This window comes from Amycolatopsis sp. CA-126428 (assembly GCF_002904335.1).
GTDB lineage: Bacteria > Actinomycetota > Actinomycetes > Mycobacteriales > Pseudonocardiaceae > Amycolatopsis.
This window is the reverse complement of sequence record NZ_PPHF01000030.1, coordinates 271,428-295,607: the sequence shown is the minus strand read 5'-3', so window position 1 is coordinate 295,607 and position 24,180 is coordinate 271,428. Positions and strand designations below refer to the sequence as shown.

The window sequence follows — 24,180 nt, the reverse complement described above, 5'->3', positions numbered from 1 at the left end:
ATGCGCAGGCACCGGTGGACGGTGGACCTGCCGCTGTACGCCGTGTTCATCTTCCTCGCGCCGAACTGGGTCGGCTCGGGTTCCTACGCCGTCCGCGCCATCCCGATGCTGTTCCTGCTCCCGCTGCTGCTGCGCCGCCGGTTCCCGCGCACGGTGGCGGTGCTGATCATCGCCGGGGCGGCGGTGGTGTACTTCGACGACGTCTGGGCCTACGACCGCGGCCGCACCGAGCTGGCCATGGCGGTGGTGCTGTTCAACCTGGTGAAGCTGGGCCGGCAGTGGTTCGCCGCGGCGATCGCCGTCGCGATCGTCGTGCTCGACGTCCAGTGGGTCGCCCTCTACGCGCCGGAAACCGACTACCCGACCTTGTCGTTGGTCGGCATCCTGCCGCTGCACATCGCGGCGTGGGCGCTCGGCGAGTTCTTCCGCAAGCAGGAGGAGCTCACGGACGAAGAGAAGAAGCGCGACGAAGCCCAGACGCGCGCGGCGGTCGCGGAGGAGCGCACCCGGATCGCGCGCGAGCTGCACGATGTCCTGGCGCACAGCATGAGTGTGATCGTGCTGAACGCCGAGGGCGCGAAGCTCGCCCGGCACCGCGACCCCGAAGCCGTCGACCGCACGCTCGACACGATCGTCCACACAGGCCGGGACGCGCTGGGCGAGCTGCGGCGCCTCCTCGAAGTCCTGCACGCCGGCCAGGCGGCGCGCAGTCCCCAGCCGACGCTCGCCGAGCTGCGCGAGCTGGTCGACCAGTCCGGCCGGGACGTCACGCTCGACGTCACCGGCGACCCGGGCACCCTGCCCGCGAGCGCGGCGCTGCAGGCGTACCGGATCGTCCAGGAGGCACTGACCAACATGATCAAACACGCCCCGGCCGACGCGACCGGCCGCGTCGGCGTCGCCTTCGAGCCCCCAGAGGTCCACATCGAGGTGACGAACACGGGCGGCCACGCACCACCGGCCCCGGCCCTCCCCTCATCCGGCCGCGGCCTGGCGGGCATGCGCCAGAGAGTCGAGATGTACCACGGCGTGCTGAACACGGGCCCCCTCCCGGACGGCGGGTACCGCGTGTCCGCAAGCCTGCTGGTGGGCCCATGACCACCCGGCTCCTGCTTCCGCCGACCAACAACTCATCCGCATCGCACTGCTCCGAGAATCGCGGCCCAACCCGGCGCCAACGCCCGCCCGGCCGCCCACGGCCCAATCGGATCCGGAACCACCCGCCCCCGATCGCAACACCCCGGCCACGCACCCCCACCCGCCGCGACACCCCGGGCCTCCGCAACCACCGCGCCAACACACCCCAGCCACTCCCCAGCGGCCACCACAAACCCGCGAACCCGGCAGTGACCCCATGACCACCCGCATCCTCCTCTGCGACGACCAGCAGCTCGTCCGCGTCGGCCTGCGCATGATCGTCGAAAGCCAGGATGACCTCACCGTCGTCGGCGAAGCCGCCAACGGCGACGAAGCCGTCACCCTCGCCCGGGACCTGCGGCCCGACCTGGTGCTGATGGACGTGCGGATGCCGGTGCTCGACGGCGTCGCCGCGACCGCGCGGATCTGCGCCGAACTGCCGGATGTGCGCGTCCTGATCATCACCACCTTCGACCTCGACGAGTACGCGTACGCCGCGTTGCGGAGTGGGGCCAGCGGGTTCCTGGTGAAAGACGCGCCTTCGGAAGAGATGCTCGTCGCGATCCGGGGCGTGCTGCGGGGCGACTCGATGGTCTCGCCGTCGGTGACGCGGCGGCTGCTCGACCGGTACCTCGCCGACGAGCGCGATCCCGTCGACGTCGCGAGGCTCGGGGTGCTGACCGAACGCGAGAAGGACGTGCTGGGTCTCATCGCGCGTGGGCTTTCGAACTCGGAGATCGCCGCGAAGCTGTACATCGGCGAGACGACCGTGAAAACGCACGTGGGCCGGGTCTTCGGCAAGCTGCGGCTGCGCGACCGGGTGCACGCGGTGGTCTTCGCCTACGAGTCCGGGCTGGTGCGCCCAGGTTCCTGATCACTCCCTATTTAGCCCCTTGATGCGGAGGTTTAGAGTACTTTGCATGACGATATACAAGTCTGAGGCCGGCGCTGCCCTCCTCCGCGAGCGATACCTCGACACCCTGCAGACCTGGCCCGTCCCCCATGACGCAACGCGCGTCCCGACGCCCGAAGGCGAGACGTTCGTCCTGGTCTCCGGCCCGGCCGACGCCCCGGCGCTGGTGCTGCTGCACGGCTCCGGCAGCAACTCCTCCGAGTGGGCCGCCCGGATCCCGGCGCTGGCCGAGCGGTTCCGGGTGTACGCCGTCGACATCATCGGCGAGCCCGGGCTGAGCGCCGAGGCACGGCCGCCGCTCGACGGTGACCGGTACGCGCGGTGGCTGGACGCGGTGCTGGACCACTTCGGTGTCGGGCGCGCCGGCTTCCTGGCGTCGTCGTTCGGCGGCTGGGTCGCGCTCGACTTCGCGATCCGGCGGCCCGGGCGGGTCGCCGCGCTGGCGTTGCGGTGCCCCGTCGGCCTCGGCCCGATGAAGAAGGGGTTCGTCGTCAAGGCCGTGCTGCTGGGGCTGCTCGGCGAGAAAGGACGGCGGAAGGCCGTCGCCGGTGCGGTGGGCGAGCCGGAGTCGTCGCCGGTCGTGGCGCAGCAGCTGCTGGTGGCCGCGAACTACCGGTACCGCACCGGCCCGTTCCCCGTCTTCGGCGACGAGGCGCTGGGCCGGCTGACCATGCCGGTGTACGCCGTCGCCGGGGCGGACGACGCCATGGTCGACTCCGTGACGACGAAACGGCGTCTCGAAGCGGCCGGTGCCGTGGTGGACCTGCTCCCCGGCGCCGGGCACTACCTCCCCGGCGACGCGGACCTGGACTTCTTGACACGCTCGGCGGCGAACGGCGATTTCACCACTTGATGGCAGGATGAGGCGTATGCGGCGTTCGCTGGGTCTCATCGGTGTGGTGTCCCTGCTGGTCCTGGGCTGCTCGGGGGCGGCGAGCGAGCCGGTGCAGAGCGTCCCGCCCGCGGCCACGCCGGCCGCCGCGAGCGGGAAGTTCAAGGTCGAGACGGTGACCGGCGGGCTGCAGCACGGCTGGGACGTCGGCTTCCTGCCCGACGGCGGCATCCTCGTGCCGCAGCGGCCCGGCAAGCTCGCGCTGGTCCGGAACGGGCAGGCGGCCGAGGTGCGCGCCGACTTCTCCGACGTCCTCGTCCAGGGCGAAGGCGGGCTGCTCGGCCTGGTCGTCAGCCCGGACTTCGCGACCAGCCGGGAGTTCATCACCTGCCAGGACCACCAGGAAGGCGGCAAGGCCGTCGACATCCGGCTGGTCACGTGGAAGCTGGCCGCCGACGGCGCGAGCGCGTCGAAGGTGAAGAACCTGCTCACCGGGCTGCCGGTGAACCCGAGCGGACGGCACTCCGGCTGCCGGCCGACGTTCGCCCCGGACGGCGCGCTGCTCGTGGGCACCGGTGACACCGCGCGCGCGTCGATCGCGCAGGACCGCCACTCCCTCGGCGGCAAGGTGCTGCGGCTGGACGCGAAGACCGGGAACGCGTTGCCGGACAACCCCTTCATCACTTCGAGTGACCCGCACGAACGGCTGATCTACACCTTCGGCCACCGCAACGTCCAGGGCGTGGCGATCCGGCCGGGCAGCGGCCAGGTGATCACCGCCGAGCACGGGCCGACGTTCGACGACGAGGTCAACCTGCTGAAGCCGGGCGCGAACTACGGCTGGGACCCGTCGAAGGGCGGCACCGGGACGAGCTACGACGAGAGCGTGCCGATGACCGACCTCAAGCGGTTCCCGGACGCGGTCAGTCCACTGTGGACCTCGGGCAGCATCACCGAGGCGATCAGCGGCGACGCCTTCCTGACCGGCGCGCAGTGGGGCACGAACGACGGCGCGCTGGTCGTGGTGGCGCTCAAGGGCCAGAAACTGCTGCTGTACCACCTGGACCCGGCGGGCAAGGTCCTCGACGTCACGCTGCCCCCGGAGTTCGACGACAAGTTCGGCCGCCTGCGCGCGGTCCGCAGCAGCCCGGACGGCGCGCTGTACGTGACCACGTCGGACGGGACGGACGACAAGCTGCTGAAGGTCACGCCGGCCTGATCCGACGGCCGGAACAAGGAACTGGAACATGCGAAAGCCACGGCCACCGGGTGCCGTGGACACTTACGCCGGGGTGGCGGAGCGCGGAACATGGTGTGCACCAGAAGTTTCGCACCCCCGACGCGATGTTGGACGTGGTCCGAAGAAAGCGTTCCCGCGGCAGCACCGCGCCGGTCCCCGGGCGCCACCGCCGACCTGGCGACCCGGGGACCGGCATCCACTCCTGATCGGGTTCAGGCCTTGGCCGCCCTGAGCGAACCCTTGAGCGCGCCGAGGGCGGCGGTCAGCGCCGTGGTCGCGGTGGGCCAGTCGATGGTCTCCTTCCAGGAAGCCATCACCGCGACGGCGTAGGTCCGGGACGCGGTCCGGACCAGCCCGGTGGTGTTGAGCACCCGCCGGGCCTCGGAGCTGCCCCAGCCCTGCTTGATCGCCCACGTCGCGCCCGGGAACGCGCGCGGGATCCCGAAGTGCTGGTCGAACCCGTCGGCGGCGTTGCGCGGCGCGCTTTCCATCGCTCCGGTGAGGAACTCGCGGCCTTCCTCGGACAGCCCCGCGGTGAGGTACCGGTAGACCGTGACGACGTCGGTGGGTGACATCCCGGTGGAGCCCCACTGGCCGGCGTCGGCCGGGGGCGTGGTGTGCGTGAGCCCCAGCTTCGCGACCTGCCGCCGGACGATGTCCGGGCCGCCGTTCTGCTGCCAGAGGCGGTTGGCGACGTGATCGTCGCTGGCGGCGAGCATGGCGCGGACGGCCGTCTCTTCGCTGCCCGAAGGCACTCCGGAGCGCTCGATCAGGTCGAGCGCGATGAGCAGCTTCACCACGGACGCGGTGGGCTGCGGCTGGTCGGCTTTCCACCTCGTTTCGACGGCGCAGGCGCCGAGGTCGACGATCTCGATCCCGAGGCGCGGGTCGTTCCCGGTGCTCAGCAGCGCTTTCCGGGCTTCGGCGACGCGGCTCGCCTGGCTGTCCGCGGGATCGGCCGGCGGCGAGCCGCATTCGGCGCGCCAGCTGTCGCTCCCGGAGCCGCTGTTGACGGCGAACGCGATGAGCAGGCCTCCGACCACGATGACCACCGCGATCGCCACGAGCACCTTGATGTTGTTCAGTCGCTCGAGCACCAGGACACCTCCGCCGGATTCGTGAGCAATCCGAAGCTATTGCGGAGGTGGACGGCGGGTATCGCCCGATGAGCCGGGCTGTTTTGGCCATCCGGTGGACAACCGAGCCCCGGCGAGCGCGCACATCGGCCGGATGGCCGATGCGCCCGCCCTAGTTACCGAGGTAGGCGCCGCCGTTGACGTGCACCACCTGCCCGGTGACGTGCCCGGCGGCGGGGCTCGCCAAGAACGTCACCACGGCGACGACGTCGTCCGGCGTGCCCGCGCGCTGGTTCATCGTGTTGCCGATCAGCCGGTCACGCCGCCGGTCGCTCAGCTTCCCGTGGAAGAACTCGGTCTCCCCGATCAGCCCCGGCGCGACGACGTTCGCGGTGATCCCGCGCGACCCGAACTCCCGGGCCACGCTCACGTTCCAGCCCTCGACCGCGGCCTTCGCGGCACCGTAGGACCCGGCGCCGGTGTGCGCGGCGATCGACCCGATGGTGATGATCCGCGCGCCTTCGGCGAGCCGGTCGCGCAGGGCGTGCGTCACCAGCGCGGCACTGACCACATTGGACCGCAGGTTCCGCTCGAACGCGGCCGCGAAACCGGCCAGCCCCTCTTCGCCGTCGCCGTCTCCGTCGAGCAAATCGGTGTTGCCGCCGGCGTTGTTGACGAGGACGTCGACGCCGCCGGGCAACTCCTCCAGCGCGGCTTCGACGGCCGCGGGGTCGGCGGCATCGAACACGACGGGCCGCGCGCCGGCGAGCGTCGCGGCCTCGGTGAGCACCTTCTCCCGGCGCCCGGTGATCGTGACCCGCTCGCCGGCCTGGGCGAAGGCCGACGCCACGGCGTAGCCGATGCCCGTGCCGCCACCCGTCACCACGATTTCCCTGTTGTTCGCCATGAACCCGACCCTAGTACCTAGGATCGGGGGATGAGCAAGATCGACCCGGCCACGTCCGCGGCGCTGGCGTGATCGACAAGATCGCCTGGATCCACCTGCTGGACGGCCGCATCCTCAGCACCCGCTCGCGCGGCAAGGAGGTCTACTACCTCCCCGGCGGCAAGCGCGAGCCCGGCGAAACCGACCGTGACACGCTGGTCCGCGAAATCCGCGAGGAACTCGACGTGGCGATCACGCCCGAGTCGGTCGCCGCGGCGGGGACGTTCGAAGCGCAAGCCGATGGCCACTCCGCGGGGACGCTGGTGCGGATGACCTGCTACACCGCCGAATACCGCGGCACCCTGAAGGCGAGCAGCGAGATCGAAGAGGTCGCGTGGCTCGGCTACGCCGACCGTGGCCGGGTTTCCGCGGTGGACCGGCTCATCTTCGACCACCTTCGCGAGGCCGGGCAGCTGCGATGAGCGGCGCGTCCCGCGAAAACGCCCGGAACCCCACGCTGTGGTACAACTCCCGCGCCGGTGCCGGCTCGCCCAGGCAGGCGACCGTCGCGTGCCGGGCGCCCGCCGCGATCGCCCGGTGCATCCCGTGCAGCAACATCGCGCGGGCCAGCCCCTGGCGGCGGTAGCCCGGGTGGGTGCCGACCGGCTCGAACTCGACCGTCTCGTTCGCTTCGTCGAGGCGATCACGTCGTCGACCAGCGCAAACTGGTCGGGGTGCACCTGGTAGGCCAGGTACGCGCCGGTCATGTCGCAGGGCCGTCGAGCCGGTTAAGCCAGCCGGAGCTTCGGCTTGTGCTCCAGGTGCGACAACCCGTTCCACGCCAGGTTGACCAGGTGCGCGACCACCTCGTCCCGCTTCGGCTTGCGGGCGTCCAGCCACCACTGGCCGGTCAGCGCCACCATGCCCACCAGGGCCTGCGCGTACAGCGCGGCCAGCTTCTCGTCGTAGCCGAGGGAACCGAACTGCTGGGCCAGGATGTGCTCGACCTGGCTCGCGATGTCGTTCAGCACCGTCGAAAACGTCCCCGTGGAGCTCGCCACCGGCGAATCCCGGACCAGGATGCGGAACCCGTCGTGGGAGTCCTCGACGTAGGACAGCAGCGCCGTCGCCGCCTGCTCCAGCATCACCCGCGGGTGACCGCCGTGGAGGGTCGAAACCATCCGGTCGAGCAGCAGCTGCGTCTCGCGGTCGACGACCACGGCGTAGATGCCCTCTTTGCCGCCGAAGTGCTCGTACACCACGGGCTTCGAGACGTTGGCGCGGTGGGCGATCTCTTCGATCGACGTGCCGTCGAAGCCCTTCTCGGCGAACAGGGCCCGGGCCACGTTCAGCAGCTGCTGACGCCGCTCGGTGCCGGTCATCCGGACCCGGGTCACCGGGGCGGCCGGACGCGCCCCGGTGACCTGCTCACGCTTCGAACGTCGTCTCCCCGCCATCGGGGCAGCCTAGTTGACTAGGCTTTTTCGGTGGCGATACGGGCCAAGCGCTGCGGCGTCGGCCAGCGGACGTCGTGCACCCAGCCGAACTTTTCGAAGATCCAGATCAGCCGCGCGGAGATGTCGATCTGGCCGCGCTTCACACCGTGGCGCGCGGACGTCGGGTCGGCGTGGTGCAGGTTGTGCCAGGACTCGCCGAACGAGAAGATCGCCAGCGGCCAGAAGTTGGCCGAGTTGTCGCGGGCGTTGAACGGGCGGTCGCCGATCATGTGGCAGATCGAGTTGATCGACCACGTCACGTGGTGCAGCACGCAGATGCGGACCAGGCCGGCCCAGAAGAACGCCGTCACGGCGCCCCAGAACGACCACGAGATGAGCCCGCCGAGGATGGCCGGCAGCAGCAGGCTGACCAGCGCCCACAGCCAGAACAGGTCGTCGACCTTCTTGATCGCCGGGTCCTTCACCAGGTCCGGCGCGAAGCGCTCGGCGTTGGTCTGGTCGCGCTCGAACAGCCAGCCCATGTGCGCGTGCCAGAAGCCCTTGGCGATGGCCCACGGCGAGGTGCCGAACGCCCACGGCGAGTGCGGGTCGCCGTCGCGGTCGGAGAACGCGTGGTGGCGGCGGTGGTCGGCGACCCAGGTGATCACCGGGCCCTGCAGGGCGATGCTGCCCGCGATGGCCATGAGCACGCGCAGCCACTGCTTGGCCTTGAACGAGCCGTGCGTGAAGTAGCGGTGGTACGACACCGTGATGCCGAGCCCGCTGATCGCGTAGAACACCACGAAGATGCCGACGTCGACCCAGCTCAGTCCCCAGCCCCACGCGAACGGCACGGCGACCAGGAGGGCCACCAGCGGCGCGATCACGCCGAAGTAGACCGACAGCTGCACGCCCATGCCGCGCGTGCCTTCGGTGACTGGTTTGGGGCCCTTCGGGGCCGAAGGTTCTCCGGCGGACTGAGAACGGTCGAGCGTGGCCGTCATACGCTTCACTTCTTCCTACACAGGCACGCCTTCATACCAAGGGCGCCCTTACCTACGATGCCGTAAGTTACGGTACAGGAGGTTCGGCCCGCTGGGGAGAGCCCGAACTCACACCTGTTCTTCGGAACCGGAGTACCCGGCAGACGGGCGCGTAACGCATCCCCCGCGCGGACGACACCCGATCGTCGCTATCCTGACCAGGATCGATCCGCCGTAGTGTAATCGGCAGCACTTCAGATTTTGGTTCTGACAGTTCAGGTTCGAATCCTGGCGGCGGAGCAGCAGAAAGAACCGGAAACCCACGACACCGGGAGGTTGGCGCTGACCGACGAGGCGACCGACCCGGTGACGGCCAGGCGGCCCGCGCTGGCCGAGATGTCCGACGCCTGGATCGTCGGGCGCGCGCGGGAGCTGAACGCCGCGGTCCAGCGGCACGAGTACACCCAGCAGCTCGAGATCGTCGCGATGATGGACGAACTGCTGGACGAGACCCAGCGGCGCGGCGAGCCCCTGCTCGTCGCCCAGCTGCTGCGCTCGTCGGCGCTGGCCCGGCTGGCCACCAAGGGCCTGGCCGCGGAGGCCGAGCCCCGGCTCGACGAGATGCTCGCGCACACCCGCCGCCACGGCATCGCCCTGCTGCGGGCCGACGCGCACGCGCTGCGCGGGCGCCGGCTCGTGATCGCCGCGCAGGAGGACGCCGCGCTCACCGAGATCGCCCGGGCGCTGGCCATCCTCGACGACTCCACCATCCCGGACCGGCAGGTCGGGCTGCGCAACTGGAACCGGCTGCTCTCCTCGACGCTGATCGACTGCTGGCTGGTGCTCAACCAGCTCGGCGTCTACGAAGCCGCCGAGGAGGTCATTGGCCGGGCCGCCACCGCGATCCGCGAGAGCGCGAGCCCGCACGACATCGCCCTGCAGCTGATCAACCGGATCAAGATGCTGCTCGGCTGGGGCCTGCGGCTGGAGCGCATCGACGAGTACGACGAGAGCGCCGAGAAGTTCCGCACCGCCGCTTCGATGGGGGCGGCCGCCGAAGGCCCGTTCGCCGAGTCGCTGTTCCCGCGCAAGGCGAACGTCGCGGCGATCGACCAGGTCGGCGTCCTGGCCGCGGCACCGGCGCTGAACCAGCCGGGCGCGGAGCACGTCGAGCGGCTGCAGCACCTCTACACCGAGCGCGCGTTCGGGCACGACCGGGAGATCGTCGCGATCGCGCTGGCGCGCTGCCTGGACAAGGAGGGCCGCCGCACCGAGGCCCTCAGCGTCCTGCGCGAAACCCGCCAGTCGATCTCGGACGACACTTCGCAGCCGTCGATGCGGCTGAACATCGCCCGCGAGCTGGCCCGGCTCGACACGAGCCCGGACTACGCCTCCGGCGCCAGCGAGTCGCTGATCGACTACGCGCGCCGCCTGGAGTCGGAGATGTGGAGCCTGCGCGAGTCGCAGATCGCCACGCTGAACGCCCGCCGCGAGCACGAACGGCTCTCCGCCGAGCACGGCGCGATCACCCAGCAGGCGCTGCAGGACCCGCTCACCGGCCTGCCGAACCGGCGTGCGCTGGACGAGAAGCTGCGCCAGCTCGCGTCGTCGGCCGACGCGCAGCCGCTGGCGGTCGCGCTGGTCGACCTCGACGGCTTCAAGGGCGTCAACGACAAACAGTCGCACGCCGAAGGCGACAACGTGCTGCGTGTCGTGGCGAGCACCCTCCGCGACGCCTTGCGCGGCGACGACCTGGTGGCGCGCTACGGCGGCGACGAGTTCATCGTCCTGCTGCCGGGCACACCGGCGTCCGCGGCGAAGATGGCGCTCGGCCGCGCGGTGAAGTCGGTCTCCAACCTGCCGCACCACCTTTCGCACGGCGTGACGCTGTCGATCGGGCTGGTCTCGCTGCGGCCGCAGGAACGCGGCGAGCAGGTCCTCGCCCGCGCGGACGCGGCCATGTACCAGGCCAAACGCGGCGGCGGCAACCAGGTGGCGTCGGCCAACTCGATGGCCGCGGACCCGGCCACCGCGTGGGCGAACGAGGCGCCGCCCACCGACCCCGCGTGGGACGCGGAAGAGCACAGTTAGGATCGGTGCCCGACAGACGCCATCTTGTGGTAACCCGTTGGGAGCGCCGTTGACCGGCCCGCTGAGCACGTTGATCCTGGCTGCGGGTGAAGGCACCCGCATGCGTTCCTCGACGCCGAAGGTGCTGCACCCGATCGCCGGGCGGCCCCTGGTCGAGCACGCCGTCCGGGCCGCCGCCGGCCTGAACCCCGAACACCTCGTGGTGGTCGTCGGGCACGGCCGCGAAGCGGTCGGCGAACGGCTGGCCGCGGTCGGGGACGCGCTCGGGCGCACCGTCGGCACCGCGGTGCAGGCCGAGCAGAAGGGCACCGGCCACGCCGTGTCCTGCGCGCTCGCGACCCTGCCCGCCGACGTCACCGGCACCGTGCTCGTCAGCTACGGCGACGTCCCGCTGCTCGACACCGCGACCCTGGGCGCGCTGCTCGACGAGCACACCGAGGCGAAGAACGCGGTCACCGTGCTCACCTCGGTGGTCGCCGACCCGGCCGGGTACGGCCGGATCGTGCGCGACAGCGCGGGCAAGGTCACCGGGATCGTCGAGCACAAGGACGCCACCCCGGAACAGGCCGGGATCACCGAGATCAACTCGGGCGTCTACGCCTTCGACGCGGCGGTGCTGCGCGACGGCCTTTCGCGCCTCTCGACCGACAACGCGCAGGGCGAGCTCTACCTCACCGACGTGCTGGGCATCGCGAGCGGCGACGGGCTCCACGTCGGCGCGCTGGTCGTCGACGACCCGTGGCTCACCGAAGGCGTCAACGACCGCGTGCAGCTGTCGGTGCTCGGCGCCGAGCTGAACCGCCGGATCGTGCAGCGCTGGCAGCGCGAGGGCGTCACGATCACCGACCCGGCCACGACCTGGATCGACGCCGGCGTCACCCTTTCCCGTGACGTCGTCATCGAGCCGGGCGTGCAGCTGAAGGGCACCACGTCGGTCGGCGAAGGCAGCACGATCGGCCCGGACAGCACGCTGACGAACGTCACCATCGGCGCGGGCGCCTCGGTGGTCCGCGTGCACGGGTCGGACTCGGAGCTCGGCGACGGCGTCAACGTCGGCCCGTTCACCTACCTGCGGCCGGGCACGAAGCTGGGCGTCAAGGCGAAGCTGGGCGCGTTCGTGGAGACGAAGGCCGCCGACATCGGGGCCGGGACGAAGGTGCCGCACCTGACCTACGTGGGTGACGCCACGATCGGTGAGCACAGCAACATCGGCTGTTCCAGCGTGTTCGTGAACTACGACGGCGTGCACAAGCACCGGACCGTTATCGGGTCGTATGTCCGGTTGGGCGCGGACAACACCTTCGTCGCCCCGGTGCACATCGGTGACGGCGCTTACAGTGGTGCGGGTGCCGTGATCCGCGAAGACGTCCCGCCGGGCACACTCGCGGTGTCGGCGCCGCCGCAGCGCAACATCGAAGGCTGGGCGATCCGGCGCCGGCCGGGTACGCCCGCGGCGGAGGCGGCCCAGGCCGCCCTCGACGCCGATTCAGCAGCAGGAACCGACGGGGAGTCGCCAGCATGAGTCCGAAGCAAGGCACACCGAAGAAGAACTTGATGCTCTTCTCCGGACGGGCCCACCGCGAGCTCGCCGAAGAAGTCGCCGAGCACCTCAACGTGACGATCACCCCGCAGACGGCGCACACGTTCGCCAACGGCGAGCTGTTCGTCCGGTTCGAGGAGTCCGTCCGCGGTACCGACGCGTTCGTCATCCAGGCGCACACCACGCCCATCAACGAGTACGTGATGGAGCAGCTGATCATGGTGGACGCGCTCAAGCGGGCGAGCGCGAAGCGGATCACCGTGGTGATGCCGTTCTACCCGTACGCGCGCCAGGACAAGAAGCACAAGGGCCGCGAGCCGATCTCGGCGCGGCTGATCGCGGACCTGTTCAAGACCGCGGGCGCCGACCGGATCATGACGGTCGACCTGCACACCGCGCAGATCCAGGGCTTCTTCGACGGCCCGGTGGACCACCTGATGGCGCAGACCGTGCTGGCCGACCACATCAAGGCCACCTATGGCGACGCGGACATCACGGTCGTCTCGCCGGACTCGGGCCGCGTGCGGCTGGCCGAGAAGTGGGCGCAGACGCTCGGGGACCGCCCGATCGCGTTCATCCACAAGACGCGCGACCCGGACAAGCCCAACCAGGCGGTGGCCAACCGCGTGGTCGGCAAGGTCGAGGGCAAGCTCTGCGTCCTGATCGACGACATGATCGACACCGGCGGCACGATCGTGAAGGCCACCGAGGCCCTGATCGAAGAGGGCGCGGCCGACGTGGTCATCGCGACGACGCACGGCATCCTGTCCGACCCGGCCACGCAGCGGCTCTCGTCGTGCAAGGCGCGCGAGGTCATCGTGACGAACTCGCTGCCGATCCCGGAGGAGAAGCGGTTCCCGGGGCTGACGGTGCTGTCGATCGCCCCGATGCTGGCGGAGGCCATCCAGCAGGTCTTCGAAGACGGCTCGGTGACGTCGCTGTTCGACGGCAACGCCTGACGACCCTTCCGCCGGGCGCGAAACTCCGCGCCCGGCGGGGGTTCCCGGCGCTAGCGTCGCCGGCATGGGGAACTTCAAGTTCGGCGTCAGCTTCCGCGAGATCGGCAGCCGCGACGCCTGGATCGCCAAGTGCCGGCGGGCCGAAGAGCTCGGCTACGACGCCATCACCGTGCCCGCTTACCTCGGCACCGGCCGGTTCGCGCCGTTCCCGGTGCTGGCCATGGCGGCCGCCGTCACCGAACGGCCGCGGCTGGGCACCCTCGTCTCCAACGTGCCCTTCTACAACCTCGCGCTCTTCGCACGCGAAGCGTCCTCGACGGCCGCGCTGCTCGACGGCCGCCTCGACCTCGGCCTCGGCGCCGGGCACATGAAGCGCGAGTTCGACGCCGCCGGTATTCCGTGGCAAACCGCCGCAGCCCGGATCGGCTACCTCGAAGAAAGCCTTGGCTACCTGCGGAAACACTTCGAGGACGAGGGCGTCGACCACCCGCGGCTGCTCATCGCGGGCAACAGCGACGGCGTCCTGGCGCTGGCCGCCGAGCACGCGGACGTCGTCGGGTTCGCCGGGCTCCGGCAGCAGCCCGGCAAGCCGCCGGGCACCTTCAAGCTCGACAACGCCGAGGCGATGGACGAGCGGGTCGCGTTCTTCCGGTCCAAGACGAGCCGCGAGGTCGAGTACAACATGCTGGTCCAGCACGTCGAGGTCACCGACGACCGGGACCGAGCCGCCGAGGCGTGGCACGAGCTGACCGAGCGCAGCGCCGTCCCCCACGCCCGCGAGCTCCTCGACGCGCCCCAGCTCTTGCTGGGCACGGTCGAGGAGATCGCCGGGCAACTGGTGGACCGCCGCGAACGCTACGGCTTCTCGTACATCACGGTCTTCGAACCGGACCTCGAGACCTTCGCGCCCGTACTGAAAGAGCTTCAGTAAGCAACCGTGAAGCGCGCGCGGCGGTGCTTCGGCTGCTCGATCTCGTCGACGTACGCGATCGCGAAGTCGTCCCCGCCGATGTGCGACTTGCCGTTCTCGTCGGTCAGCAGGACGTCGCCGCCGATCCGGAACTCGCCCTTGCGCTCGCCGGGGGTCCAGGCGCCGAACTCGGCGGCCGGGCTGACGTAGAACCAGTCGAGGCGCTCGGGCTGCTCGCGCAGCAGGCCGAGGACCTCGGCGTGGCTGCCGGCCTCGTCCTTGTACTCGGCGGGGAACTCCGGGGTGTCGAACAGCCGCGGGCCGCCCTCGGCCACGTGCAGGCTCGCCGCGCCGCCGACGAACGACAGCCGGACGCCGTTCTCGCCCGCGATCCGGGCCAGGGCCGGGACGGCGTCGATCAGTTTCTTGCCGTCGATCTCGCGGGCCGGGGTGGCCACCACGATGACGTCCGCGTCCTTCGCGACCTGCGCGACGAGCTCCTCGTCGTGCAGCGAGCCCTGCCAGGCGTCGACGCCTTCGGGGACCGCACCCGCGTTGCGCGCGACCCCGACGACCTCGTGTCCGCGGCGCAGCGCCTCGGCGCCGATCTTGCCCCCGGCGTACCCCGTCGCTCCGAAAACCACCAGCTTGGCCATGGGATCTCCTCGTTCGTTGTCGGCCGTTCACGGCCGATGCTAGGAACGGGAGATCACCTACTTCAACGGAAGCAACACACCCGGGGGTAGGTGTCCAGGTCAGCCGCCGAGACCGGCGAACTCCGCGGCCACCCGCTGCTTGACCGCGTCGACGTCCAGGCCCGCGCGCACCTCCGCCGACGCGCTCGGCTTCGACAGCACCTGGTAGCTGGCCGTGCGGTTGGGCAGCTTGAACTTCACCGCGCAGGACAGCTGGATCGTCTTGTACGGCTCCGCGTCCCCGGCCGTCGTGCACGTCTGCGCGCCGAGCGACTCGGCACTGACCTCCACCGAGAGGGTGATGTGGACGACGCTCTTCTCCCCCGACGCCGGCGTGCCGACGACGCTGTTGGAGACGTCGACCGTGGTCGTGCAGGAGCCGACGAAGTCCTTGCAGTCGAGGTGGTCGTCGGTGACGACGGCGCTGGCCTGCACCAGCCCCTCGAACGGCTGCCCCAGCCCGCCGACGGCGGCGTCGAGGTCGGTGTGGAACGCCTTCACCGCGTCCCCGGTGAGCGCGGCGACCTGGAACTCGGCGCCGTACTTCGGGCCGTTCTGCGGGTCGAGCAGCGTCGGGGCGAAGCTGACGAGGCGGTTCGGCTTGGCCGTCGTGACGCGCAGGACGCTGGGCGCGGCGCCGAGCTGGTAGACCTCGGTGCCGTCCGGCAGCTTCGCCTTGACCGGCTCACCCTGCCGGTCAAGCCCGGCCAGTGCCTTGCGCAGCCCCGAGGCGAGCGCCGGCGGGGTGAACCGGGCCGCCGGGTCGAAGGGCAGTTCGGAGCCGAGCGAGCGCACCCAGCTCGTGCCGAACTGCGTGCTCTCGTCGATGGCGTGCGCCTTCCAGTAGTCGGCGTCGGCCTGCAGGTAGAACTGGGCCGCGGCGGCCGTCACCTGGATGAAGCGGCCGTCCAGCGGCAGCCCGCCGACGGCGTAACCGCCGCGGGTGATCCGGAACTGCTGCTCGGCACCCTGCACCGTGGACTTCAGCGCGAGCGCGGGCGCCTGGCCCAGCGCCGTGAGGGCCGCGTCGACGGCGTCGCGCTGCTCGGCGCGCCGATCCGCCGTCGCCTGGTCGGCCGCGGAGACACCGGCGGTGCCGGCGACCGCCACCTGACAGCCCGCCAGCAGCCCACCCAGCAGCAGCACCGCCGCCACCCTGCTCCCTCGAGCCCGCATTTGCCGCCCCCTGCTCTCCCGCTACCGAGCACACCTCGGCCGGCGTCGTCCCGCCACCGGATTTGTGTCGTCACGTACCGGGGTTCCAGGAGGGTTCTAGCCTGGGCCGGGCACCCGCCGCAACCCACCGTGATGAGGTTGGTTTACACTCTTGAGGTTGTCTCGGCGAGGCGGGGCCCTTCTGGGGTGCCCGGCGTGATCGACGCGGCGGCTCGAGTAGCCCCCGTCGTCGTGCACGCCCGGAAACTCGCCGCCGAAACTTCCTTGAACAGAACACATCGGCTTCCCCCGCCGCAGCATGCTGTCTTGATTTGAAGGAGTGCCACACCGTGTCCGAGGTACGTCTGTCCGTCGAGCCGCGCACCGAGTTCGGCAAGGGCGCCGCGCGCCGCACGCGTCGCGCCGGCAAGATCCCCGCCGTCCTCTACGGCCATGGGTCGGACCCGCGGCACTTCGCGCTGCCGGCGATCGAATTCGCCCGCGTCGTCCGCGAGAACGGCTCGAACGCCGTCATCACGCTGGACCTGGAGGGCTCGGTCGAGCTGGCGCTGACCAAGACCATCGTGGTCCACCCGCTGAAGAACTACATCGAGCACGTCGACCTGCTGGTCGTGAAGCGCGGCGAGAAGATCGTCGTCGACGTCCCCGTCGTCGTGACCGGCAACCCCGGCCCGGGCGGCCTGGTCAACCAGGACGTCGACACCCTGCAGGTCGAGGTCGAGGCGCTGCACATCCCGGAGCAGTTCGAGGTCTCGATCGAGGGCCTCGAGATCGGTTCCCAGGTGCTGGCCGGCCAGGTCGAGCTGCCCCAGGGCGCCACCCTGATCACCGACCCGGAATCGCTGGTCGTGGCCGTCAACGAGCCGCAGCGTGAAGAGGGCGGCGACGAGGACGAGGCGGCGGGCGAAGAGTCGGCCGAAGCGGCCGAATAGCATCGCAGCATGACCGAAGACCTGCCTGGGGCCGGCGAGCTGATCCTGCTCGCCGGCCTCGGCAATCCCGGGCCCCAGTACGCCGGAAACCGGCACAACGTCGGGTTCATGGTGCTGGACGAGCTGGCCGCCCGCGTCGGCGGCAAGTTCAAGACCCACAAGACCGGCGGCGAAGTGCTCGAGGGCCGGCTGGCCGGCCGCCGCGTGGTGCTGGTGAAGCCGCGCTCGTACATGAACCTCTCCGGCGGGCCGGTGGCCGGCGCGGCGCGGTTCTACAAGGTCGAGCCGTCCGGCATCGTCGTGGTGCACGACGAGCTCGACGTCGACTTCGGCGCGCTGAAGCTGAAGCTCGGCGGCGGCGACAACGGCCACAACGGACTCCGCTCGATCTCGAAGTCCCTGGGCACCCGCGACTACTACCGGGTGCGGTTCGGCATCGGCCGCCCGCCCGGCCGCCAGGACCCGGCGGACTTCGTGCTGAAGGACTTTTCGACGGTCGAGCGCAAAGAACTCCCGTTGGAGGTGGACCGGTGCGCGGACGCGACCGAAGCGCTGATCGGCACCGGCCTCGCGGCCGCGCAGAACTCCTTCCACGCGGGCTGACATGGGTGGCGAGGTGAAGCCATGACTCCGGACGAAGCCCGGTCGATCGCCTTCGGCAAACCCCGGTTCGGCCGCCGCGGCTACAACGAGGACGAGGTGGACGCCTTCCTCGACCTCATCGCCGAGGCACTGGCCGGGCGGAACATCCTGACGCCGGACGACATCCACTACGTCGAGTTCACGATCATGCCGGTCGGCATGCGCAGCTACGACCAGGCCCAGGTCGACCTGTTCCTCGACGAGGCCGAGGCGGCCCTGGTGGAGCTGCGCAACCCGCGGCCGGCGGAAGTCGAGGAGCAGCAGCGGCCGCAGGGCCCCCGGAAGTGGTTCGGCCGCTGACGCGGTGCTTACTCGGGTTGCGGAGGCCCCGGGTGTCACAGCGGTTCTTCGGGGGTTCCGGGTGGCGGAGCCCCGGATGTCACGGTGTGAACCCGGCCACACAGCGCTGCGTAGCGCCGGCTCACCCGAAGGCGGGCGCGAGGCCGCCCGTCGGGGTGAGGTTGGGGGCAGCCCCTTTCGGGCAGCCTGTTCAGGGGTTAGGACGGTGTACGGGAGTTCGCACCCGCCCAACCCCGGAATCGGAGAGTTCCATGTCGTTCACCGCCGAAGACCTCGCCGAGGTCACCTTCGCCAACGCCCCGATCGGCCGCCGTGGTTACGCGAAGCACGACGTGGACGCGTTCGTCCGGCGGATCGCCAAGACGCTCGCCGACGAGGACGACCTGACCGCCGCCGAAGTGCACCACGTGATGTTCGTGAAGCCGCTGATCGGCAAGCGCGGCTACGACGAGCGCGAGGTCGACGAGTTCCTCGACGCGGTGGAGGACCAGCTCGCCGCCCGCACCGGCCAGGCCCCGGACCTTCCCGGCGCCCGCACGGCGCCGGAAGCCACCACCGAGCGCGCCGCCCCGCCGACCCTGCGGGCGGTGCGCGTCCAGCAACGCTGACCCCACCCGCCCGCGGGGGCGCCCCCCGTTCTCCACGCTACCGGAGGCCACCGACAGTTTCGGCCCTTCCCCAGCGCCCCGATGCGGCCAACGCAACCACGGCCACATCGGGGCGTTCTGGTCAGGCGTCGGCGTTCTTCTTGATCCGGTCCGCGTACTGCTGCGCCGTCGCCGCGCGCTTGACCTTGCCCGACGGGGTCTTCGGGAGGCTGCCCGCCGGGAGCACCACCACCGCGTACGGCCGCATGTCCACCGCGTCACGGACCCGGGCCGACACCTGCTTCATCAGGTCCTTCTCGGCTTCGGCGTCACCCGCCAGCTTCGACTCGACGACCACCGCGAACCGCTCGCGGCGGCTGCCCGCGTCCAGCCGGACGGCCACCGCGTTGCCCGCGCGCACGCCCTCGACCGAGGTCGCCGCGCGCTCGATGTCCGTCGGGTACAGGTTGCGGCCGCCCATGATGATGACGTCCTTGCGGCGGCCGCAGATGACGATCTGGCCGTCCACCAGGTAGCCGAGGTCGCCGGTGTTCAGCCACCCGTCGTCGTCCTGCGTCGCGAGCGGGCCGTCCATGGTCAGGTAGCCGGGTGTCACGGCCTCGCCGCGCAGCCGGATCTCGCCGACCTGACGCTCGCCCAGCCGCGCACCCGCGTCGTCGACGATCTCCGCTTCCAGCCCGTCGAGGGGCCGGCCGAGCAGCGCGAACGACCGGACGCCGTCGGTGCCGCGCCGCGGGTCGCCTTCGGGGACGGGCACCGCGCGGTTGTCCGCCTCCAGCGCGTCGGCCTCGACGACGTCGAGGGTGAGGCCCGTGAACAGCGGCGCGAACGACACGGCGAGCGTCGCTTCGGCCATGCCGTAGGCCGGGAAGACGCACTCCGCCGGCATCTTGAACCGGGCTCCGGCGTCCACGAAGGTCTGCACGGCGGTCTCGTCGATGGGCTCGGCGCCGTTCAGCGCGATGCGCAGCGTCGAGAGGTCGTAGGCGTCGTCCTCGTCGACGCGGGCCATCCGGCGCCCGACGATGGCGTAGGCGAAGTTCGGGGCCGCCGTCGTGGTGCCCTGGTACTTCGTGATGAGCTCCGGCCAGATCAGCGGCCCGGAGAGGAACTCCACCGGCGTGATCTTGACCAGCTCGACGCCGAAGGTCATCGGCACGGTCAGGAAGCCGACCATCCCCATGTCGTGGAACGTCGGCAGCCAGGACACCATCACGTCGACGTCGAAGTCGAACTCCGCGCGCTCGACCATGGCCTTGACGTTCGAGTACAGGTTCCCGTAGGTGATCCGCACGGCCTTCGGGTCGGCGGTCGAGCCGCTGGTGAGCTGCAGCAGCGCGGTGTCGCCCTCGTCGGTGACGACGACGTCCGGCAGCGGCTCGGCGGCGGCCAGCTCGGTGACGAGCTTGAACCCGATGCCCTTCTGCTCCAGGACGGGCGCCAGCTGGTCGAACGGCTCGCCCAGCAGCACGAGGTCGGAGCCGATCATGCCGAGCACCCGCACGGTGTCCTCGGCCCATTCGGCGAGATCGGTGCGCGGGGTCGGCTGGTGCAGCATGGTGACGCTGCCACCGGCCAGCCAGACGGCCTGCACGGTGGGCGCGATCAGCACCGGCGCGGCGGCCAGCACGGCCACCGCACCCCCGCGCTCGAACCCGCCGGCCACGAGGCCACCGGCGATCCGCCGGGCTTCGGCGTGCACCTCGGCCCAGGTCCGCCGGACCGGCTCCTTCGGCTCCCCGGTGACCATGCCGCGCTGCTGCCCCCGCTTCGTCGCGGTGGCGACGAGCGTGTCCACGAACCTGCTCATGGCTGGAACATTACTGTCTCGGAGTCAACGCCCGCCGCGCAAAGCGGAAACCGGGTCACTCCAGCAGCTCGGACGTCTCCAGCCAGCGCGCCTCGACGTCCTCGATCTCGCCCTGGACGCCCTTCAGCGTCGCGTTCAGCTCCATCAGCTTCGCCGGATCCGTCGCCGCCTCCAGCAGTGAGGCGTGGAGCTTCTCCTCCTTGGCGTGCAGCTGGTCGAGCTTGCGCTCCAGCCGGCCGAGTTCCTTCTGGGCCGCGCGCAGGTCCGCCGCCGACTTCTTCGCCTCGGCCTTCGCCGCCGTCGGAGCCGTCGCGGCCGCCGGTTCCTTGGCGAGGGCGCGGCGGTTCAGGTACTCGTCGATGCCGTTCGGGAGGTGGGTGATCCGGCCGTCGCCGAACAACGCGACGATCGTGTCGCACACCCGCTCCACCAGGTAGCGGTCGTGGGAGACCACGACCATCGTGCCCGGCCAGCCGTCGAGGAGGTCCTCCAGCTGCTGCAGCGTGTCGATGTCCAGGTCGTTCGTCGGCTCGTCGAGCAGCAGCACGTTCGGCTCGGCCATCAGCAGCCGGCACAGCTGGAGCCGGCGCCGCTCGCCACCGGAGAGGTCCGCGACCGGGGTCCACTGGCGGGCCGCCGGGAAGCCGAGCTTCTCGCCCAGCTGCGACGCCGTCATCTCCTGCTTGCCGAACACCACGCGCCCGGCCACCTGCTCGATCGCCTGCAGCACGCGCAGGTCGCCGGGCAGGTCGTCGAGCTCCTGGCGCAGGTGCGCGAGCGCGACCGTCTTGCCCTCGACGCGGCGGCCGGTCGAGCCCTCGATGTCGCCGCCGAGCAGCTTGAGCAGCGACGTCTTGCCCGAGCCGTTCACGCCGACCAAGCCGATCCGGTCACCTGGGCCGATCCGCCAGGTGACGTGGTCGAGCAGCGTCCGCTCGCCGACCTGGTACGTCGTGTCTTCCAGCTCCAGCACGGTCTTCCCGAGCCGCCGCTTCGCGAACGCCTGCAGTTCGACGGAGTCACGCGGCGGCGGCACGTCGGCGATCAGCGCTTCGGCCGCCTCGATGCGGTAACGCGGCTTCGACGAGCGGGCCTGCGGGCCGCGGCGCAGCCACGCCAGCTCCTTGCGGGCCAGGTTCTGCCGCTTCTCCTCGGCCGTCGCGGCCAGCCGGGCGCGCTCGGCGCGCGCGAAGATCCAGTCGGCGTAGCCGCCTTCGTACTGCTCGACGCGGCCGTTCGCGACCTCCCACGTCAGGGTGGCGACGGTGTCGAGGAACCACCGGTCGTGGGTGACGACCACGACCGCGATCCGGCGCGTGAGCAAGTGGTCGGCGAGCCACTGGACACCTTCGACGTCCAAGTGGTTGGTCGGTTCGTCGAGCACGACGAGGTTGAGCTCACCGGTCAGCGCGGCCGCCAGCGAAACCCGGCGCCGCTCGCCACCGGAGAGGTTCGCGGTCGGCGTGTCGAGCCCGATCGCGGTGATGCCCAACCCGTCCACAATGGACCGGACGCGCGCGTCGGCCGCCCATTCGTGCTCGGCACCGTAGCGTTCGAGCACGACCTCGCCGACGCTGCTGCCGTCCGGCAGCTCCGTCCGCTGGGTGACGACGGCCATCCGCAGGCCGCCGACATGGCTCACCCGCCCGGAATCGGGCTCGGCGAGTCCGGAAAGGACTTCCAGCAGGGTGGTCTTGCCGCCGCCGTTGAGGCCGACGACGCCGATGCGCTGCCCGGCCGCGACACCGAGGGAGACGCCGTCCAGCAGTGGCTTCACCCCGTAGGACTTGCTCACCGACTCGAGATTGACCAGGTTGGCCATCCGTTCAGCCGATCCTTTCGTTGGGAGGTGCCGGCACGATGACGAACCGGGACTCGGCGACCAGCTTGTCGCGCAGCGGGCCGGGGAACGCGAACTCGGCGTGCTTCACGCGTGCACCCGCGGCGGCGCCGGGCGTGGCGCGTCGTCGCCGCCGACGACGCGGGCGCCGGGGACCGGGCCGTGGGCCACGCGGACCGTCCGGCACACCCCCGCGCCCGACAGCTCGGCCGCGACCTCCACCGCCGACTGCGCGTCTTCGCAGAGGAACGCGCACGTCGGGCCGGAGCCGGACACCGTGCCCGCGAGCGCGCCCGCGTTGACCCCCGCCCGGAGCGTGCGGCGCAGGCCGGGGCGCAGCGAGACCGCCGCCGCCTGGAGGTCGTTGCCCAGTAGCAAGGCCAGCTGGCGCGGGTCGCCGGAGGCCAGCGCCTCGACGACCGGCGTGTGCGAGCCGATCCGGGGCGGGTTGCCCGCCGCGCGCAGGCGGTCCAGCTCGCCGAACACCTTCGGCGTCGACAGCCCTTCGGCGTCGAAGGCCAGCACCCAGTGGAACGTGTGCCGCGACAGCACCGGGACCAGCTGCTCACCGCGCCCGGTGCCCAGCGCGGTGCCGCCGTAGAGCGCGAACGGGACGTCGCTGCCCAGCCCGGCGGCGATTTCGGCCAGCTCGTCGCGGGTGACGTCGAGGTTCCAGAGGCTCGCCAGCCCCACGAGCGTCGCCGCCGCGTCGGCGCTGCCGCCCGCCATCCCGCCGGCCACCGGGATGCCCTTGCGCAGCACCACCCGGATCTTCGGTTCCCCGGGGCGGCCGACGTGCTCGCCCAGCGCTTCGACGGCCCGCCAGGCCAGGTTCTCGGGACCGGTCGGGACCGAGCGCTCCCCCTCGCCGTAGACCTCGATGCCGGGCTCTTCGGTGACCGCGACGGTCACCTCGTCGGTCAGCGACAGCGCCTGGAACACGGTCACCAGCTCGTGGTAACCGTCTTCGCGCAGGTCGTCGACCGACAGGTGCAGGTTCACCTTGGCCGGGACCCGGACGGTGACTGGGGGCGGAACTACGGCGAGCACCCGACCAGCCTACGTGCCCGCGAAAACGCCCCGATGCGACCTGCGCATCGGGGCGTCCGGGGTAGAACGATCAAGCAGCCGCGACACCCTGCGGGCCGCGAGCGGTGTAGGTCACGTGGCCGCCGCGCTCGGCGACCCACGCCAGTGCCGCGTCGGCCCGCTCGCCGCGGACGCCGAGGCGGAAGCGGCCGACCGGGGTGTCGCCGATGCGGGTCAGGCCGCCGCCGATGGTGGCGAACTCGACGCCGAAGCGGCCCGCGGCTTCGGGCAGCAGCGCGCCGACCGAGGCGAACCCGACCAGCACGACGTCGGCCGAGCGGTCGTAGCGGGCCGCCTGCGAGCGGACGGTCTCGATGGCCGGCAGCAGCGCCCGCGCGGTGCGGCTGGCCGGGTCCGAGATCAGGTCGAGGACCGTGCCGCGCTCGACGACCGTGCCGTCTTCCAGCACCGCGACGTCGTCGCAGACCCGGCGGACCACGCCCGCGTCCGGCGTCGTGACGACGACGGTGACGCCCAGCTCGGAGCGCGCCCGGTCGAGGACGGCGAGCACCGCGCCGGCCTCCTCCGGGTCGACGCCGGCGGTCGGGTCGTCGGCGAGCAGCACGGCGGGCGCCGCCGCCAGGGCCTTCGCGACCGCGACGCGGCGGAGCTGACCGGCGGACAGTTCGCCCGGACGCTGCGCGGCGCGCGGGGTCAGGCCGACGAGATCGAGCAGCGAGCCGACCCGGCTGCGGCGCTGCGGGCCGTCGACGCCGAGCTGCTCGAGCGGGGAAGCGATGTTGCCGGCGATGGTGCGCTCGGCGATCAGCTCCGGCTTCGTCGAAACGACCCCGAGCTGGCGGCGGATCTCGCGGAGGCGGCGGCCGTCGAGGGTGCCGGTGTTGAGGCCGTCGAGGCGGACGACGCCGCGGTCGGGGCGCTCCTGAAGCGCGATGCAGCGGGCGAGGACGGACTTGCCGGACCCGGCGGGACCGACCACGCCGAAGAGCGAGCCGGCCTGGACGTCGACGCTCACGTCCCGGAGTGCGACGACGGAGTTTCCGTTGGTGGCAAAGGTTTTGGACAGGTTTTCGACGGTGATCACGAAGGCTCCAGAAAACGGGGTGCACGCATGGCGGCACCCG

24 protein-coding genes and 1 tRNA gene are annotated in these 24,180 nt (G+C 71.2%); 14 read left to right on the top strand and 11 right to left on the bottom strand.

Going from position 1 to position 24,180, the window contains the following annotated elements:
- From C2L58_RS08120 to C2L58_RS08105, 4 genes are all read left to right on the top strand, one after another.
- Complete coding sequence (locus tag C2L58_RS08120) at positions 1-1,098, top strand: sensor histidine kinase (protein WP_103336906.1); 1,098 nt, start codon at positions 1-3, stop codon at positions 1,096-1,098.
- Positions 1,099-1,354: 256 nt separating this feature from the next.
- On the top strand, positions 1,355-2,011 hold the full coding sequence (locus C2L58_RS08115; RefSeq protein ID WP_103336905.1) for a response regulator: 657 nt from the start codon (positions 1,355-1,357) through the stop codon (positions 2,009-2,011).
- A 46-nt stretch (positions 2,012-2,057) separates the two neighbouring features.
- Positions 2,058-2,903, top strand: a complete 846-nt coding sequence (locus C2L58_RS08110) for an alpha/beta fold hydrolase (RefSeq protein ID WP_103336904.1) — start codon at positions 2,058-2,060, stop codon at positions 2,901-2,903.
- 16 nt (positions 2,904-2,919) lie between these two features.
- Positions 2,920-4,101 (top strand): PQQ-dependent sugar dehydrogenase, encoded by a 1,182-nt coding sequence (locus C2L58_RS08105; RefSeq protein ID WP_103336903.1) that lies wholly within the window; start codon positions 2,920-2,922, stop codon positions 4,099-4,101.
- A 233-nt stretch (positions 4,102-4,334) separates the two neighbouring features.
- Here C2L58_RS08105 and C2L58_RS08100 read toward each other — a convergent pair whose 3' ends face one another.
- Positions 4,335-5,219, bottom strand: coding sequence for a serine hydrolase (locus tag C2L58_RS08100; RefSeq protein ID WP_103336902.1), 885 nt, complete (start codon positions 5,217-5,219; stop codon positions 4,335-4,337).
- 151 nt (positions 5,220-5,370) lie between these two features.
- Positions 5,371-6,105: an SDR family NAD(P)-dependent oxidoreductase gene (locus tag C2L58_RS08095; protein WP_103336901.1), complete on the bottom strand. Its 735-nt coding sequence runs from the start codon at positions 6,103-6,105 to the stop codon at positions 5,371-5,373.
- Positions 6,106-6,173: 68 nt separating this feature from the next.
- Between C2L58_RS08095 and C2L58_RS08090 the strand changes: the two genes are divergently transcribed.
- On the top strand, positions 6,174-6,566 hold the full coding sequence (locus C2L58_RS08090) for an NUDIX hydrolase (protein ID WP_103336900.1): 393 nt from the start codon (positions 6,174-6,176) through the stop codon (positions 6,564-6,566).
- Here the strand turns inward: C2L58_RS08090 and C2L58_RS08085 are convergent.
- The 3 genes from C2L58_RS08085 to C2L58_RS08075 form a co-directional block, all read right to left on the bottom strand.
- On the bottom strand, positions 6,526-6,924 hold the full coding sequence (locus C2L58_RS08085) for a GNAT family N-acetyltransferase (RefSeq protein ID WP_199191156.1): 399 nt from the start codon (positions 6,922-6,924) through the stop codon (positions 6,526-6,528). The genes C2L58_RS08090 and C2L58_RS08085 overlap by 41 nt on opposite strands.
- Positions 6,873-7,466 (bottom strand): TetR/AcrR family transcriptional regulator, encoded by a 594-nt coding sequence (locus tag C2L58_RS08080; RefSeq protein WP_103337115.1) that lies wholly within the window; start codon positions 7,464-7,466, stop codon positions 6,873-6,875. The genes C2L58_RS08085 and C2L58_RS08080 overlap by 52 nt, the downstream gene beginning before the upstream one ends.
- A 92-nt stretch (positions 7,467-7,558) precedes the next feature.
- Positions 7,559-8,524, bottom strand: a complete 966-nt coding sequence (locus C2L58_RS08075) for an acyl-CoA desaturase (protein ID WP_103336898.1) — start codon at positions 8,522-8,524, stop codon at positions 7,559-7,561.
- A 207-nt stretch (positions 8,525-8,731) separates the two neighbouring features.
- On the opposite strand from C2L58_RS08075, the gene C2L58_RS08070 reads away from it, so the two are divergent.
- The 5 genes from C2L58_RS08070 to C2L58_RS08050 all read left to right on the top strand — a co-directional run bounded on the left by C2L58_RS08070 (position 8,732) and on the right by C2L58_RS08050 (position 14,024).
- Positions 8,732-8,803 (top strand) — tRNA-Gln (locus C2L58_RS08070).
- Positions 8,804-8,839: 36 nt separating this feature from the next.
- Complete coding sequence (locus C2L58_RS08065; RefSeq protein WP_103336897.1) at positions 8,840-10,594, top strand: GGDEF domain-containing protein; 1,755 nt, start codon at positions 8,840-8,842, stop codon at positions 10,592-10,594.
- A 49-nt stretch (positions 10,595-10,643) separates the two neighbouring features.
- Positions 10,644-12,116, top strand: coding sequence for a bifunctional UDP-N-acetylglucosamine diphosphorylase/glucosamine-1-phosphate N-acetyltransferase GlmU (glmU, locus tag C2L58_RS08060; protein ID WP_103336896.1), 1,473 nt, complete (start codon positions 10,644-10,646; stop codon positions 12,114-12,116).
- Positions 12,113-13,093: a ribose-phosphate diphosphokinase gene (locus tag C2L58_RS08055; protein WP_103336895.1), complete on the top strand. Its 981-nt coding sequence runs from the start codon at positions 12,113-12,115 to the stop codon at positions 13,091-13,093. The genes glmU and C2L58_RS08055 overlap by 4 nt, the downstream gene beginning before the upstream one ends.
- Before the next feature lie 64 nt (positions 13,094-13,157).
- Complete coding sequence (locus C2L58_RS08050) at positions 13,158-14,024, top strand: TIGR03621 family F420-dependent LLM class oxidoreductase (RefSeq protein WP_103336894.1); 867 nt, start codon at positions 13,158-13,160, stop codon at positions 14,022-14,024.
- On the opposite strand, the gene C2L58_RS08045 is transcribed toward C2L58_RS08050, so the two are convergent.
- Both C2L58_RS08045 and C2L58_RS08040 read right to left on the bottom strand, forming a co-directional pair.
- Positions 14,018-14,659, bottom strand: coding sequence for an NAD(P)-dependent oxidoreductase (locus C2L58_RS08045; protein ID WP_103336893.1), 642 nt, complete (start codon positions 14,657-14,659; stop codon positions 14,018-14,020). The two genes, C2L58_RS08050 and C2L58_RS08045, sit on opposite strands and share 7 nt — an antisense overlap.
- Before the next feature lie 99 nt (positions 14,660-14,758).
- Positions 14,759-15,853 (bottom strand): hypothetical protein, encoded by a 1,095-nt coding sequence (locus C2L58_RS08040; RefSeq protein WP_103336892.1) that lies wholly within the window; start codon positions 15,851-15,853, stop codon positions 14,759-14,761.
- Between the two features lie 350 nt (positions 15,854-16,203).
- Between C2L58_RS08040 and C2L58_RS08035 the strand changes: the two genes are divergently transcribed.
- The 4 genes from C2L58_RS08035 (at position 16,204) to C2L58_RS08020 (ending at position 18,356) form a co-directional block, all read left to right on the top strand.
- Entirely contained in the window at positions 16,204-16,806 is a 603-nt protein-coding gene (locus tag C2L58_RS08035) for a 50S ribosomal protein L25/general stress protein Ctc (protein WP_103336891.1), read from the top strand.
- A gap of 9 nt (positions 16,807-16,815) precedes the next feature.
- On the top strand, positions 16,816-17,409 hold the full coding sequence (gene pth, locus C2L58_RS08030) for an aminoacyl-tRNA hydrolase (protein WP_103336890.1): 594 nt from the start codon (positions 16,816-16,818) through the stop codon (positions 17,407-17,409).
- Positions 17,410-17,430: 21 nt separating this feature from the next.
- Positions 17,431-17,748 (top strand): DivIVA domain-containing protein, encoded by a 318-nt coding sequence (locus C2L58_RS51255; RefSeq protein WP_103336889.1) that lies wholly within the window; start codon positions 17,431-17,433, stop codon positions 17,746-17,748.
- Between the two features lie 251 nt (positions 17,749-17,999).
- Positions 18,000-18,356, top strand: coding sequence for a DivIVA domain-containing protein (locus tag C2L58_RS08020; RefSeq protein ID WP_103336888.1), 357 nt, complete (start codon positions 18,000-18,002; stop codon positions 18,354-18,356).
- 121 nt (positions 18,357-18,477) lie between these two features.
- On the opposite strand, the gene C2L58_RS08015 is transcribed toward C2L58_RS08020, so the two are convergent.
- From C2L58_RS08015 to C2L58_RS08000, 4 genes are all read right to left on the bottom strand, one after another.
- Positions 18,478-20,166, bottom strand: coding sequence for a fatty acyl-AMP ligase (locus C2L58_RS08015; RefSeq protein WP_103336887.1), 1,689 nt, complete (start codon positions 20,164-20,166; stop codon positions 18,478-18,480).
- A 55-nt stretch (positions 20,167-20,221) separates the two neighbouring features.
- Positions 20,222-21,988 (bottom strand): ABC-F family ATP-binding cassette domain-containing protein, encoded by a 1,767-nt coding sequence (locus C2L58_RS08010; RefSeq protein ID WP_103336886.1) that lies wholly within the window; start codon positions 21,986-21,988, stop codon positions 20,222-20,224.
- A gap of 105 nt (positions 21,989-22,093) precedes the next feature.
- The gene (locus tag C2L58_RS08005; RefSeq protein WP_103336885.1) at positions 22,094-23,056 is read right to left on the bottom strand and encodes a 4-(cytidine 5'-diphospho)-2-C-methyl-D-erythritol kinase; all 963 of its coding nucleotides are present in this window, start codon (positions 23,054-23,056) and stop codon (positions 22,094-22,096) included.
- Positions 23,057-23,126: 70 nt separating this feature from the next.
- On the bottom strand, positions 23,127-24,140 hold the full coding sequence (locus tag C2L58_RS08000) for a methionine ABC transporter ATP-binding protein (protein WP_103336884.1): 1,014 nt from the start codon (positions 24,138-24,140) through the stop codon (positions 23,127-23,129).
- Between the last annotated feature and the right edge of the window lie 40 nt (positions 24,141-24,180).